Here is a 15,281-nt window from a genome sequence, read left to right as displayed (position 1 = left end):
TTCTGTAAGTGAACGCTTTTGCGTACTAAAGTGCTATATTAATATATCATGATTAGGCAAAATGTCAATTTAGGTAGAGAAGCGGAAAAAAGAAAGATTGTGTAATTTTAAAAAAATTCAGTTGTTTATTCTTATTAAAATATCATGGTTTCTAAGTAAATTTATTTATTGGATCAGAATCCAAGTTGATTTTACAGGAAAATATTATTCAAGTGTTAATTTTTTTCTTTTGTATCATATGGATAAACGGTCATGAAACTTTACTTCAAGAAGGGAAGTCTAATAGGTGAATAAGGATTTTGGGGCGGATCCGCCTTTATAGACGTTTTTGTTTATTATTTTGTGACTAACCGAGCCATCATTTGGGTACCCTGAATAACAAAAAACCGACCTTGATGGCTCGGTTTTTCTAGAATATGGGCAAAGCTAATGAGACTACCTGTTTTCAAATAAAAAGGGGAGAGGAAGCGACTGTAGGTTATCGGTTTCTTGTACCGGTTCAATATTCATTAAATATTCTAAATAACCGGAATATACCTGCGAGGCCATTCCTAAATAGTGCAATTCAGTGTGGATGGTACCCATACTTTGTGAATGGAGCATATACATTTTTCATCCCTCCTTTCAAAAAAATAGGCCAGTCCCTTTAAAGGAGTCAAAATCATGCATACTGGAATGGATGTTTTGTTCGTAGGATATAAATTGGATTCATTTACATATTAGAAGCCGGATTGGAAGTCTTTTCCCTCTCTTTTTTCTACTACCATGCGCAATCCGCCCTTAGGCCTGAGTGAAAGGGACGTATAGGGTGTAACTTCATGATGGTCATCTGCAAGCCTTATCCTATATCGTTGAGCAATGCAAGCTAGGACAAGCACCGCTTCCATCATGGCAAAATGATTGCCAATACAAACCCGCGGTCCTCCACCAAATGGAAAGTAAGCGAACGCAGGCAGGGTTTTCATATGGTTGTTTTCAAATCGCTCAGGAATAAAAGAATCTGGTTGATGAAAATACTCTGGCTTGTGCTGCATCACAAATGAGCTTAATACAATCATATCGCCTTTTTTAAAGGAATATCCTCCTATTGTGACATCCTCCGCCACGCCCCGTGACAGGATATAAAGTGGCGGATACATACGGAGCGCCTCATGAATGATTTGCTGAGTGTATGTTAATTTCATGAAATCGTCAGGCTTGGGTGTCCGAGAACCAATTATGCTATCTACTTCATTGAAAAGCTTGGTCTGAATGTCAGGATGCTGCGAAAGGGAGTACAGTGCCCAAGAAAGTGCATTTGCTGTCGTTTCATGTCCTGCTAGAAAAATAGTCATTAACTCATCACGTACCTGTTGGTTTGTCATCCCCAATCCATCTTCATCATCACGTGCATCCATCAGAATTCCAAGCATGTCTTCATGTTTTACTGTCTCACTCTTACGTTTTTCAATGATGCTGTAAATGATTTTATCAAGTTTTTGTATCGCATTTTTATATTCTCGGTTGATTTTAGTTGGCACCCATAATGGCATACGGAAAATCGTTCTCATCCTTTTGACTGCGATTCTTAAAGCAGTTTCCATCGATTTCCCAACAAGTTCATAGCCATCCTTGAATTCCATGCTGAACATGGTCTTGCTGATGATCCCGAGAGTGATGTTCATCATATCCTTCGTAATGATCCGTTCATTATTTTGTTCCCAAGTTGAAATATAATCCATTGTAGTATCAATCATATCCTGGGCGTAATGGCTAATATGAGACTTTTTGAAAGATGGTTGAATAAGCCTTCTCTGACGCATGTGAAAATCTTTTTCACTTGTAAGTAGACCTTCACCGAGAAGTGGTTTTAATGCATTGAAGTCCTTTGATTTAACGAAGCAATTTTGTTTTGTTACGAGTATTTGTTTTATTAAATCAGGATTTGAAACAAGGTAAACATCTTGAAGTGGTCCAAATCGAAATTTAGCTATCTCCCCATATTCCTTTGCTAATCGGGAAAGAAAGCCAAGTGGATCTGTTTGAAACTCCTTTGTATGTCCAGAAATAAGCCTTCCCTTTGGAACTTTTGGAATATCGCGTAAGTCATCATCCGTATCGTTCAATATTGCCCCCCCTTTCTGTAAAAGTATTACATGTAATTATTCTATGAGGATAAGCTAAATTGGTTTGGACAAGTCGTTAAAGAAAGATGAATTATTTCTTATGGAAGGAAACCGGATAAATAAGCGAAGTAAATTTGCAACTAGCCAAAAAAAAGACCCTGGTTAAAAACACCAGAGTTTTTTTTGAGATTATGACAATTGGCTAAGCGGTTGAATCAGTTTTCTGAGAAGAGGGAACGTCCAGTTGAAGACAAGGGACGCATTCAACATCTTCGTTCTTCATCGTCCCCATGTTGGAAACGATCGTTTTTTTCATTAATAGGACCACCAAATTGTTGATTGATTTCTTTAGCCACTTGATCTAAAAATTCATCGGATATTATCGGATTATTCGCATTTTTGGGCATGTGATTATCTGCAATCCTTTCTGGATACCATATGTTTGGGTCACTATAGGACGTATACGTTATCAACATAACCTCACTTACAATATATTATTCCTTTTGTGTGCAAATATTCAGGTAGGGCAAAATCCAATGGCTAGCCTTGTAAGTGTTCTTTGGAAGGGATGTTATATAAACGATAGGGGGAATTCATTCCTCATTGGGTCCGTTATGACTTGGAATTCATAGGAGATGGGGCTTAAGTGGAAATCTTTCTTAGAGGATAGAAAGTGAATAAAAGTGGAATGAAGGTAAGAAAATAATCCCATCACTTTTTAGTAATTAGGGGATATTAATATCTGTAATCCTAGTTTGTACCACTTCGATATATATTGAATGGTTGGCTATTTTTTTGTGATCATTTGTTGCTCCATTTCAGGTGAAAATAAATCCCTTGAAAAGAATAGATTTACCATTAAAGCAAATAGTAATGATACTTGAATCTATCAAGAGGTGTATATATTGCCAATTGAAAATCAAGAGCGAAAACTAATTCTTTTTGCTCTTCTTGTCATTATTTTATATCTTTCTCCCTTATTCACCCTTGGAGAAAATGCACATATTCGTGTACATGATAATTTGGATTCCAATCTTGCCTGGTATAAAGTGCTTTCAGAAAGCGGTGAGTTATTCGGAGCAATAGACGCCAAAATTCCACAAATCATGAATGGGTTGCCCCGAAATGCGTTTGGCAGTGAGTTCAGCATTATCGTGTGGCTGTATGCCCTTTTTCCGACCATGCTTGCATATACAATAAGCCAGGCATTAACAAGACTAATCGCTTTCTTTGGTATGTATATCCTATTGAGGAAACACTTGGTTACATGGCGCCAATTAGGGTGGATTAGGGTTGGCACATCCTTAGCCTTTGCCCTTACCCCATTTTGGCCTTCAGGAATGCTAAGTACTCTTGGGATGCCGCTGGCGCTTTGGGCTTTTTTGAATATTCGCAGCAAGGACCATTCGTGGAAGAATTATTTGGTCCTTACCCTTTTACCGCTTTATTCAAGCATCGTGCTTGGCTTTTTCTTTTTTCTTGTTGCAATGGGCTTTCTTTGGATAACGGATGTGATCAGGAGAAAAGGGTGGAATGTAAGATTTCTTCTTTCAATCGTATATATGACCTTCATTTTTGGTCTTGTGGAGTATCGTTTGGTCGCTTCATTCATTGTTGATTCCGAGCCAAATAGCAGAGATGAGTATTTTCACGCAAGACTTCCGCTCGAGTGGGTCATCGAGCTTACGTTCAAAAATTTTGTTTTTGGACATACGCATGTCATGACTGTGCATGCTCTCATTATCTTACCGCTTACAGTCTTTGCTCTTTATATTATTTTGACCAAAAAACTGTGGAGGCAGGAAAAGGTATTTGTTTTTTTGTTTGGCTTGAATTTTATACTCTCCGCATGGTATGCATTTTGGTTTTATAAAGGATGGCTTCCTTTAACAGAAAGGTTTCACACCTTGGATACCTTTAATTTTGCAAGATTTCACTTTTTAAGGCCGATGGTCATTTACTTAGGTTTTGCTATCGCGTTAAAAATCATCTGGGAACACAGCGATTATGCTAAGAAAACCCTTTCTATCTTCATAGCTGTTCAAATTATGATATTAATGGGTTTCAATGAAGAAATCACTCACAATAAAAAGCCATCTTTTAAAGAGTTCTATGCTGAGAGCCTTTTTCAGGAAATAAAAGAGCATATTAGCCTTCCACAGGAAGACTATCGAGTTGCGAGCATTGGTCTTCATCCTGCCATTGCTCAATTTAATGGATTTTACACGCTCGATAGCTATAACAATTTCTATCCGCTTAGATACAAACATCAATTTCGTCAAATAATTGAAAATGAATTGGCTAAGAATAAAAATATTAGAATCTACTTTGATGAATGGGGAGGGCGCTGTTACCTATTTACCGATGAGCTTGGGAAGCATTATATGTTCAAAAAAGGCTCGAAAAGAGAGCTGGAAAATTTGGAGCTGAATGTGGATGCGTTTAGAGGGCTGGGAGGCAAGTATATATTTTCTGCATTACCTATTAAAAACGCGAAGGAAAACGAATTGGTACTAGATATGATCTTCACAAAGAAAGACACCTTATGGAAAATTTATTTATATAAAGTCATGTGAAAAGGGGGGGTATTGTGAATTCACCAATATTAACGATTGTTGTACCTTGTTATAACGAAGAATGTGTTTTGCCAGATACGATTTCCCAGCTTTGTAGATTGTTGAGGAATTTAGTCGAAGAGAAGGTTGTTTCCGTTCAAAGTAAGATTTTGTTGGTTGACGATGGAAGCAAAGATCAAACGTGGAAAATCATTTACAAGGAAACGATAAACAATGAGCTTGTTCGCGGGCTAAAGCTTTCTCGGAATGTAGGTCATCAAAATGCACTCCTGGCAGGATTGTTTACAGCAAAGGAAGCGTCGGATTGTGTGATTTCCATCGATGCAGATTTGCAGGATGATATTCTGGTCATCCCTGAATTCATTCGGAAATTCACTGAAGGATGTGAAATTGTATACGGTGTCCGCCAGAAAAGGGAGCTTGATTCATTTTTTAAACGTACTTCAGCGAAAGCGTTTTATAAAATGATGAACAAGATGGGGGTTAACCTTGTCTATAACCATGCTGATTTCCGACTAATGAGCAAAAGGGCAATTGTAGAGTTGGAACGATTTGAAGAAACGAATCTTTTTTTACGAGGAATCGTTCCACTCATTGGGTTTAAGACGGCCTCTGTTTATTATGATCGAAAAGAAAGATTGGCTGGTGAAACGAAGTATCCATTGAAGAAGATGGTTGCATTTGCACTGGATGGGATTACTTCCTTTTCAGTTACACCGATCCGGCTTGTATTATGGCTTGGATGTCTTTCCTTTTTCGTAAGCTTACTTTTTGGATCATACTTTTTATGGTTAAAGTTTTATGGGCAAACAGAAACTGGCTGGACCTCATTAATTACCTCTATATGGTTGATTGGTGGACTACAGTTGATTGCTGTCGGCTTGATTGGGGAATATATCGGTAAAATCTATAATGAATCCAAACGTCGGCCTAAATATATTGTGGATTTGGATCTATTTAATCCGCTTGATTTAAAAAAACGGGAGCAACTAGACAATGAACGAAACAGTTTGGAAAAACTTTCTGGAACGCACTAATTCCTTTATCCGCTTTTTACTGGTTGGAATAGTCAATACAGCGGTTGGACTTTCCATCATGCTTTTTTTTATGAATTTTCTTGGTTTATCTTATTGGATCTCGACCTTTTTCGGCAATGGTATGGGAGCTGTAACAAGTTTTCTGTTAAACAGGAATTTTACCTTTAGAAGCGATATAGAGTGGCGTAGAGGGGCTGCCCGTTTCATTTGCGTCATCCTGATTAGTTATTCAGTCGCGTATTCTTTAGGTCAAGCCATCGCAGAATCTATGGAAGGGTCTGTTCGTTTGTCCATACAACAAAATGTGGCTGTACTGATTGGAACAGTCTTTTATACAGTACTTAACTATATGGGACAGAAATACTTTGTTTTCAAAAAAAGTATTTTGAAACCAATTCAAGAAGGCAGGAATTAGCAGATCGAAAGGTGAGTTAGATTGAATGGAGAGGTGTTCTTGACGATTTCTGCGAGGCTGGTCATTTTTTCTTTTTAGGACAACCAGAATGTTCAATAATCTCTTCAATCACACTTTCTGAAAATTCAACAAAATAATATTTCACTTTCTTTTTTAGCCAGGTATTCATCATTTTCCTTCCTTCAAATCATGTGTTTGGGTCACATATGAAGTATGCGTTATCAACATGACCTCACTATCAATAAATTATTGTATTTATGTGCAAAATTTTCATTTACTTTTCCAATTCACGGGAGTATGATAAACAACAGTTTCATATTTCTAAATCGCTGAAGTCTTTTGGCACGGGGGAACCGTTATTGGGATTGTTTTACAATTCAAGGGGTGAATCCTTTATAAGGTAGGGCTACTCAAAGGTCCGAATCCGACAGCTAACCTCGTAAGCGTTTATGAGAAGGAAGGTGGAGCTTGTGAGACAAAAAAATGATGTCTGCAGGTCTATTTAATTATGGATTGCAGGCATTTTTATTTTCTTTTTTTTTTTCACATGGCTGGGCAACATAAACTTATAATTTATTAAATATGGCGGTGAGTTCTTAATGTTATCTTCTTTAAAGAGGTTTTTGATAGGCAGGCCCTTAAAATCAAATGCACTTGGTGATCAAAAACTGAATAAAACAAAAGCTTTGGCGATACTATCTTCCGATGCTTTGTCTTCGGTGGCATATGGTCCGGAACAAATATTGATCGTGCTGATCACAATCGGTGTAACAGCATTCTGGTATTCCATCCCGATTGCCATTGGAGTATTGATCCTGTTAACTGCTTTGATTTTGTCTTATAGGCAAATTATTTTTGCTTATCCCCATGGTGGAGGAGCCTATGTCGTTTCAAAAAACAATCTAGGTGTCAACCCAGGGTTGATAGCTGGTGGATCTTTGTTGGTCGATTATATATTGACTGTGGCGGTAAGTGTTTCTGCCGGCACTGATGCCATCACATCTGCTTTTCCTAGCCTGCATTCCCATAATGTGATCATCGCTATCATTTTTGTCATTCTGCTTACCATCCTAAACCTAAGAGGAGTAACCGAGTCGGCCTCTGTTTTGGCCTATCCGGTGTACCTATTCGTTTTAGCGTTATTCATTCTGATTGGTGTAGGATTATACAAAATCTCGACGGGCGAAGTTAATCCTGAATTGCATGCGTCGATCGGAACACCAGTAGCGGGCATCAGTTTATTTATACTGCTAAGAGCTTTTGCATCAGGCAGCTCGGCATTGACAGGTGTTGAAGCCATCTCCAATGCGATTCCGAACTTTAAAAATCCGGCTCCTAATAATGCGGCTAAAACCTTAATAGCGATGGGTTCCTTACTAGCTGTATTATTTTCAGGAATTGTATTCTTAGCCTATTATTTAAGCATTGTTCCTAGCGCAGAGGTAACGGTCGTCTCGCAGATTGCTGAAGAGATCTTTGGACGGAATTTCATGTATTTCTTTATTCAAGGTACGACTGCATTGATATTAATCCTTGCTGCCAACACTGGCTATTCTGCTTTCCCTTTGCTTGCGGTAAATCTTGCAAAGGATAAATTCATACCAAGGGCGTTCACGATTAGAGGAGACCGATTGGGATATTCCAATGGAATTATCATTTTGGGGCTTGCGTCAATCATCTTGATAATCGCATTTGGAGGACATACAGAAAATCTTATTCCACTTTATGCGGTGGGAGTATTCATTCCATTTACGTTGTCTCAGACCGGTATGATTCTTAAATGGATACGCGAAAAGCCGAAAGGTTGGATGACGAAATTAACCATTAATTCAATCGGTGCCTTTATTAGTTTTATCGTCACGATGATATTCTTTTTAACTAAATTCAATCAGGTGTGGCCTGTATTGATTTTCTTGCCAATCATCATTATTATTTTTCATCGTATTAGAAAGCATTATGAAGCAGTTGGTGACCAACTTAGGATTACAACTTGTGAGCCTATCTTACCAATAGAAGGGAATATCATTATTGTACCTGTGGCGGGTATAACTCATGTGGTTGAAAACTCCTTAAATTATGCTAAATCCCTTTCAGCACATCAGGTTATTGCCGTTTATGTTGCGTTCGAAAGAGAGGATGAAAAAAAATTCGAAGAAAAGTGGAAGAAGTGGCAACCAGATGTTAGACTCGTCACACTGAACTCTTATTACAGGAGTATCATTCAGCCATTAACGAAATTTGTTGATACAGTTGAACATAAAGCAAGGGAATCTAACTATAAAGTTACTGTCATCATTCCGCAATTCATTCCGAAGAAAGGCTGGCACAATATTCTTCATAATCAATCTAGTTTACTGATCCGTGCCTACTTGCTTTACAGAAGGAATGTAGTTATTACGACAGTACCATATCATTTGAAAAAGTAATCTCCATTATGTTCTAAATGAAAAGAAGCAAACCTTCACACGGTTTGCTTCTTTTCATGTTTACCGCAGTTCAAGGCAGTATATGTAATAAATTTTATCACTTAAAAGGGTTTTGGAAATGCTTGTCGAAAACAATAAAAACAACACGCCTATGCTGGAAATGCCAGGCATTGAAATAATGATAAAGTTCCTGAAATGTGAAGTATATAGATGACCATTCAACCGTTGACACGTGCAGTCAATTACATGAGGTAAATCCGCAAAAAGAAAATAGGTGCGTTTTCCGCATTAAGAATTCCAGTTTTATCCCTCAGAGGGCTGGTCTGATCATGTAATATAATAGGAGCGTGATGATCGTTGAGCATCATTCAGAGTTACAACAACTTTGATTATTTTCCATTTCAACCGGAATTCGAGACACTTACGGATTACTATATAGAATATAAACAAAGAAATTCGGACCATTCAACTACATTATTCTATCAATTTAAAATTAATCAAGATTTAATAGATCCAATGTCTGTTATTCCAGATGGGTGCATCGATATATTATTTTATTGCGATCCCGTTAGACCCTCCGCAAATGTATGCGGGACTGTCCTAAAGTACAAAAGGATAAACTTTCAGGCTAATTGTGAATATTTCGGTGTGAGGTTTTTACCTAAACAAGAAACCCAGCTTTTTAAATATTCCATGAAGGAAGTGATTGATTGCCAAATTCCATTAGCCGATATGATCACAATTGAACCTACCATTATGGAAAGGTTAATAAATGAACAGGATTTTCGTGGAAGAATAAAGCTTTTCAAAGAAGAAATAGGGAATAATATATTTGCATGTAATGATTTGCCGGCAATTATAGATTATTCCTTGAATAAAATATATTCTACTAAAGGAAATGTAAATATGAATCAGTTGGCCGTTGAGACAGGATATTCTACAAGATACTTGCGAAAGCAATTCGACGCTCATGTAGGAATGCCGCCAAAATTATTTAGTCAAATAGTGAGGTTCCAGAACTCCCTGCATATGTTATTGAACAAACAGTTCTTTACAGTATGGGATGTAATTAATGAGAATGGATATTATGATCAATCACATTTAATTAATGAATTTAAAAAGTTTGGTTACCTGACCCCTAATAAATTCATGCATACCGTCTCAAAGAAATTGTCTGACCCAACCAATTAAGTTCAATATAAGGTTTCCTGGTATATATAGATTCTAGTGACAAGATCCCGTTCAAGATGACGAGGATCTATTTTGTTTGGTTTTTTATTGTGTTATCAATATTCAGAATGTTCCGCTTTTTACAATAAAAATAAAGTGTGTAGCCTTATTGTTTTAATAGAATTGGTTGTTAAAGAAATTTCCACTCGAAAGGGGAATGATGATGGGGAAGAAGTATCAATTGTTCATTGATGGGAAATGGGTTGATTCTTTATCCGGAAAAACATTTGAATCACTAAATCCTGCAACGGATGAAGTGAATGCTGTAGTTGCCGAGGCTGGTCCGGAAGATGTTGATTTGGCAGTAAAAGCTGCACGAAGGGCATTTGAATCAGGCCCGTGGGCTGAAATGGCACCGGGAGATAGAGGGAGATTGCTAAATAAAGTGGCACAGGCCCTTTGGGAAAAAGCCGATATGCTAGCCGAAGTTGAATCACAGGATAACGGGCTGCCAATCAACGAAACGAAATTCATTGCAATGCCAGCCATGATAGATGTACTTGAATTTTATGCAGGATTAGCAAATAAAGTCCAGGGAAGCACCCTTGCTTCTCCTAATAACCGGTTCAATTTTACCCTGAAGGAGCCCATCGGCGTCGTTGGAGCCATAGTACCTTGGAACTTTCCTCTAATGTTGACGATGTGGAAGCTTGCGCCTGCTTTAGCGGCAGGCAATACGATCGTAATCAAACCAGCAGAACAAACTCCGGTGAGCATTCTGGAATTGGTTAAAATCTTTCAGGAAGTCGGAATTCCAAATGGAGTCATCAATGTCATTACGGGATATGGGAAGGTAGCGGGTGAGGCCCTCTCCTCCCATCCTGACGTCGATAAAATCGCTTTTACGGGCTCAACTCAAACTGGCCGCCTCATCATGCAAGCAGCAAGTAAGAACTTAAAACCGATAAGCCTTGAATTAGGGGGCAAATCACCAAATATAGTTTTTGATGATGCTTCCATTGAAAATGCAGTGAATGGATCCATGTTTGGCATCTTCTTCGCCCAAGGTCAGGTTTGCGCCTCCGGTACAAGACTTTTTGTGCAAGAAAGCATATATGATCGATTCATGGATTCATTCGTGAAGAAAGCACAATCGATCCGTGTAGGGAATCCTTTAGAACAAACGACCCAAATGGGTCCGCAAGTTTCTTTACAACAATTAAACAAAATTGAACAATACGTAGCGGCTGGTCTGGAGCAGGGTGCTAATCTTGTCATCGGCGGCGAAAGAAACAGGGAGGCAGGAAATGGCTATTTCTTCACGCCCACTGTTTTTGAGAACGTCACAAATGATATGACAATTGCCCGTGAAGAGATATTTGGACCGGTTTTGTCGGTGATTAAGTTTAAAGATGAGGAGGATGCATTGAGCAAGGCAAATGACACGTTGTACGGGTTGGCTTCAGGAGTATGGACCAATGATTTAAAAAGAGCGCATCGTATGGTAAGGGGACTCAAAGCGGGAACGGTTTATGTGAACACGTTTAGCATGCTCGATAGCGCAGCTCCTTTTGGCGGAAGGAAACAAAGCGGTTTTGGGAGGGAACTGGGTATCCAAGCGATGGATATGTACACGGAAACAAAAAATGTGTGGATCGATTTGAACGAGCAAGGCTTGAACTGGTATGGGGTGTAAAGGGAGTGAGCGTCTAGTCATCGCTTTCTCGCTTGCAGGTTAACTAAGTTTTCGTTTCCAGCATTCCGCTTGATAAACCGTATGATTGGGGTGGGTTCACTGAATATTGGCTATATCTTCATCATATTGAATATGGTTGTTTTAGGTCTCTCAATCCCGGCCGGAAGTGTTGCAATGGCGACCATTCCCGTATGGCTGTTTACAACCATAACGCTTGCCATCGCTTGTATCATCTTACTGCCATCAGCGAAAATATACGAGAAAATCAAGTGGAAAGAGTTAGGGTATAAAACGTACTTTGGAATATTCATGCAATCTCTTTTTACCGTTACATTATATACGGTATTCCTCCTATATGGTTTGAAGTACTCTAGTGTAATAGCTGCTGGAATCATCAATAGCATGGTGCCTGCCGTAACTTTAGTTCTTTCCTTCATATTATTGGGAGAGCGGTTGAACATCCGTAAGAGCATAGCCATCATACTAGCTGTTTCCGCTGTTCTGATAATGGAGCTTGCAGGTGCGAATACGGAGGGGGAATCCAGTGCATTAGGGATTACTTTCATGATATTGGCGGTAGTTTCATTAGGATTGTTTTTTGTATATGCAAAAAAATTCGCAGTGGAAGTGCCCCCGGTGACGATGGCAGCAGGACTATGCTTAATGGGGCTGCTAACTACCTTGCCAATGGCTACTTATGAGGCAATATCTTTTGATTGGGGAAAACTGACGCCCGGTTTATGGAGTGCTGTCATTGCGTACTCATTGCTTGGTTGGGTGCTTGCTTATGTATTTACGTACTTAGGAATTCCAAAGGTACCAGCAAGCACCATAGGGATGGCAACGGCAATCATTCCGATTACTGCGACGCTATATGCCGTGTTATTCCTAGGTGATGAATTACGAACGGTAGATATCATTGCTACTTTACTATTAATTATTTCAATATTCATAGCTGAATCAAAAGAAAGAGAAAAGGTAGGAAATGAGCTAACGCCAACTTTCGAAAAAAAGGATGCAATAGGAAAATAAAAAACGTTGGAATTTGGAAGTCAGTTTGTAAGAAAAGATGACCGTAATAGATAGAACGAATATTTTACCTAAAAGGAGAGGGTACGATGGAAAGAACATCAAACTTGAAAGTAGCGAGGGGAAATCATCCGCTTGATCCATTATCGGCAGAAGAACTTGAGTTGACGGTCAAGATTTTAAAACGTGATAAAGAAATGGATGACCAATACCGTTTTGCTAACATTAGCTTACTGGAACCGGCAAAATCCATTGTTTTGAATTATCAGGATGAAGAACAAATCAAGAGAGAAGCATTCTGTATCGTTCTCCATAATAAAGAGGGAAAGACATATGAGGCTGTCGTTTCTTTAACGGAAGGCAACATAAAATCATGGAAACTGATTCCGGGAGTGCAGCCATCCATCATGGCAGATGAATTCATGGAGTGTCAAGAAGTCGTGAAAAGCCACCCGGAGATGATAGAGGCCCTTGCTAAAAGGGGGCTTACGAATATGGACAATATTATGGTAGATCCATGGTCTGCGGGGAATTTTGGGATTGAAGAAGAAGAGAACGTTCGAATCGTAAGGGCTTTATGCTATTACCGTACATCATTATATGATAATGGGTATTCACGCCCCATTTCAGGATTATATGTCCTAGTAGATTTAAATAAGATGGAAGTCATCAAGATTGTGGATAAAGGTGTCATACCGTTTCCACCGCTTGATGGAAATTATACACCCGATCAAGTCGGGAAAATGAGGCAGGATGTAAAACCTTTAGAAATCATCCAACCGGAAGGTCCAAGTTTCACGACAAAAGGCCATGTGATCGATTGGCAAAAATGGAAGATTCGCTTTGGTTTCAACTCTCGTGAAGGTCTTGTTCTTCATACGGTCAGTTACAATGATGACGGAGTGCATCGGCCAATCCTCTATAGAGCATCTTTATCCGAAATGGTGGTGCCTTATGGTGACCCAACAGATCCGGTGAACAGGAACAATGCTTTCGATGCAGGGGAATACGGAATCGGCATGTTGGCTAATTCACTTGAACTTGGATGCGACTGTCTAGGTGAGATCAAGTACTTTGATGCGAACCTGGTGGACAGTAAAGGGGATGTCATTCATATCAAAAACGCCATTTGCTTACATGAGGAAGACTTTGGAATTGGTTGGAAACATACGGATTGGAGGACCGGTCATGTTGAAGTCCGCCGTTCAAGAAGACTGGTCTTATCAAGCATCTCGACAGTCGGAAATTACGAATATGGATTTTATTGGTATTTCTTTCAAGACGGGACGATACAGTTTGAAGTGAAGTTGACAGGCATATTGCATACACAAGCCATCGAACCAGGCCAAAAGCATCCACACGGCAATTTGGTTGCTCCTCAATTATTTGCAGCACATCATCAGCATTTCTTCAATATGAGGCTGGATATGATGGTTGACGGAAGCAATAATTCAGTCTATGAGGTCAATACAAAAAAGATGGAGAAGGGGCCGGACAACCCATATGGCAATGGTTTCTACCCGGTTTCGACTCTGCTAAAACATGAAACGGAGGCAGTTCGAGATCTGGATTTGCGAACTGCGCGCTTCTGGAAGATTGTCAATCCATCAAAAACGAATAGATTGGGAGAACCTGTTGGTTATAAATTGTTCGCAGGTGAAAATTGTTTCCCGTTCGCCGATGATGATTCGCCCCTTTTAAAACGGGCTGGATTCTTAAAGCATCATTTTTGGGTGACGCCATTCGATCCGGAAGAAAAGTTTGCATCAGGGCGGTATCCAAACCAACATGCAGGGGGAGAAGGTCTGGAAGAGTGGGTTAAAGCCGATCGCTCCATTGAAAATGATGACGTTGTGGTCTGGTATAACATGGGTCACCATCATATAACCCGGCCTGAGGATTGGCCGGTCATGCCGACTGCATATATTAGCTTCATTTTGAAACCAGTAGGCTTTTTCGATTTGAATCCGGCTCTTGACGTGCCTCCATCAAAACCAAAGAATTCGGCTTGCCATATGGATAATAACACTTCCTGTCATTGAAGAATCGGCCGTCTCACAAAAATAGCTCTTACTAGAAGGGGAGCGAATCAAATGCTGCTGCTTACCAGTTTTATCATAGTCGGGGCATATACGTTTTATTTTTCCAAAAAAGCCAATCGGAATAAAGGTAATATTGGCACGAGCCTGGGTAAATGCATGGTCATGATGTTAAGCATGACGACAAGTTTAACCTTGAGTTTAATCCTGGCATTTTTGTTACCCGGCATGCTGGCGGTTTTAACTGTTGTAGCCATCGCAATATGTGCCATAACAGCCTTCATCATTGGAAGGCCATTCGGTTTAACTGCGGTAATGGAATCTCTATCAACAACTCTGATGGGGGCGATGATGGGCGCTATGCTTGGGGTCATGCTGCCTATTGATTCACAAACTTTCATGCTCGTTTCGATGGATCTGATTTATCTTGCCAGTATATTATTTGTGACATTTAATATAAAGAGGCATGATGTAAAAGAAACACATCCAACAAAAAGACTGAGGGAACTTGCTCCTTTCTTCCTGACTCTCTTGTTCTCCATCATCATTATCGGAACGACGGCTGCTTGGGAAAGTGATTTTTTCAAGGTCGGGAATGATCCGGAAATGGACATGCAGCATCATCAACATGGTGGATAGCTGCTATGGAGACATGGAGAAATAATATTTTCACTCATCAAAAAGGGCTGCGAGGTGAAGTGAACCCAAAAAGTTAGACACTTTATTTAATTAGGCAGCCTTGAGGGCATGAATCCGGTAATCTACCGGGCTCATGCCTTTTAATTTTA

At 39.4% G+C, this 15,281-nt stretch carries 12 protein-coding genes and 1 riboswitch; of the genes, 9 read left to right on the top strand and 3 right to left on the bottom strand.

The features are described from left to right. Positions 1-435: 435 nt before the first annotated feature. The 3 genes from ACFWE9_RS21430 to ACFWE9_RS21420 all read right to left on the bottom strand — a co-directional run bounded on the left by ACFWE9_RS21430 (position 436) and on the right by ACFWE9_RS21420 (position 2,512). A complete protein-coding gene (locus ACFWE9_RS21430) occupies positions 436-609 on the bottom strand; it encodes a hypothetical protein (RefSeq protein WP_377358685.1) in 174 nt (57 codons plus the stop codon). A gap of 110 nt (positions 610-719) precedes the next feature. Then, on the bottom strand, positions 720-2,105 hold the full coding sequence (locus tag ACFWE9_RS21425; RefSeq protein WP_377358683.1) for a cytochrome P450: 1,386 nt from the start codon (positions 2,103-2,105) through the stop codon (positions 720-722). A 263-nt stretch (positions 2,106-2,368) separates the two neighbouring features. Further along, entirely contained in the window at positions 2,369-2,512 is a 144-nt protein-coding gene (locus ACFWE9_RS21420; protein WP_377358681.1) for a bacitracin ABC transporter ATP-binding protein, read from the bottom strand. A gap of 498 nt (positions 2,513-3,010) precedes the next feature. On the opposite strand from ACFWE9_RS21420, the gene ACFWE9_RS21415 reads away from it, so the two are divergent. The 9 genes from ACFWE9_RS21415 (at position 3,011) to ACFWE9_RS21375 (ending at position 15,132) form a co-directional block, all read left to right on the top strand. After that, on the top strand, positions 3,011-4,681 hold the full coding sequence (locus ACFWE9_RS21415) for a DUF6044 family protein (RefSeq protein ID WP_377358679.1): 1,671 nt from the start codon (positions 3,011-3,013) through the stop codon (positions 4,679-4,681). 14 nt (positions 4,682-4,695) lie between these two features. Beyond that, positions 4,696-5,718: a glycosyltransferase family 2 protein gene (locus tag ACFWE9_RS21410; RefSeq protein ID WP_230157261.1), complete on the top strand. Its 1,023-nt coding sequence runs from the start codon at positions 4,696-4,698 to the stop codon at positions 5,716-5,718. Next, positions 5,678-6,133 carry a GtrA family protein gene (locus ACFWE9_RS21405; protein ID WP_377358676.1) on the top strand — a complete coding sequence of 152 codons (456 nt, stop codon included), beginning with the start codon at positions 5,678-5,680 and terminating at the stop codon, positions 6,131-6,133. Before ACFWE9_RS21410 ends, ACFWE9_RS21405 begins: the two co-directional genes overlap by 41 nt. Before the next feature lie 317 nt (positions 6,134-6,450). After that, a riboswitch (cyclic di-AMP (ydaO/yuaA leader) is annotated at positions 6,451-6,594 on the top strand. A 138-nt stretch (positions 6,595-6,732) separates the two neighbouring features. Continuing rightward, entirely contained in the window at positions 6,733-8,559 is a 1,827-nt protein-coding gene (locus ACFWE9_RS21400; RefSeq protein WP_230157256.1) for an APC family permease, read from the top strand. A gap of 357 nt (positions 8,560-8,916) precedes the next feature. Next, a complete protein-coding gene (locus tag ACFWE9_RS21395; protein ID WP_377358675.1) occupies positions 8,917-9,750 on the top strand; it encodes a helix-turn-helix domain-containing protein in 834 nt (277 codons plus the stop codon). Between the two features lie 202 nt (positions 9,751-9,952). Then, positions 9,953-11,425: an aldehyde dehydrogenase family protein gene (locus tag ACFWE9_RS21390; protein WP_230157253.1), complete on the top strand. Its 1,473-nt coding sequence runs from the start codon at positions 9,953-9,955 to the stop codon at positions 11,423-11,425. A gap of 81 nt (positions 11,426-11,506) precedes the next feature. Further along, positions 11,507-12,457 (top strand): DMT family transporter, encoded by a 951-nt coding sequence (locus tag ACFWE9_RS21385; RefSeq protein ID WP_377358673.1) that lies wholly within the window; start codon positions 11,507-11,509, stop codon positions 12,455-12,457. Between the two features lie 86 nt (positions 12,458-12,543). Then, a complete protein-coding gene (locus ACFWE9_RS21380) occupies positions 12,544-14,496 on the top strand; it encodes a primary-amine oxidase (protein WP_377358671.1) in 1,953 nt (650 codons plus the stop codon). Positions 14,497-14,547: 51 nt separating this feature from the next. Next, a complete protein-coding gene (locus tag ACFWE9_RS21375; RefSeq protein ID WP_377358669.1) occupies positions 14,548-15,132 on the top strand; it encodes a hypothetical protein in 585 nt (194 codons plus the stop codon). Positions 15,133-15,281 lie beyond the last annotated feature (149 nt).

It is taken from the genome of Peribacillus sp. NPDC060253 (genome assembly GCF_042727425.1).
In the GTDB taxonomy this organism is placed as follows: Bacteria; Bacillota; Bacilli; order Bacillales; family DSM-1321; genus Peribacillus.
This window is presented reverse-complemented; position numbering and strand designations above follow the sequence as displayed.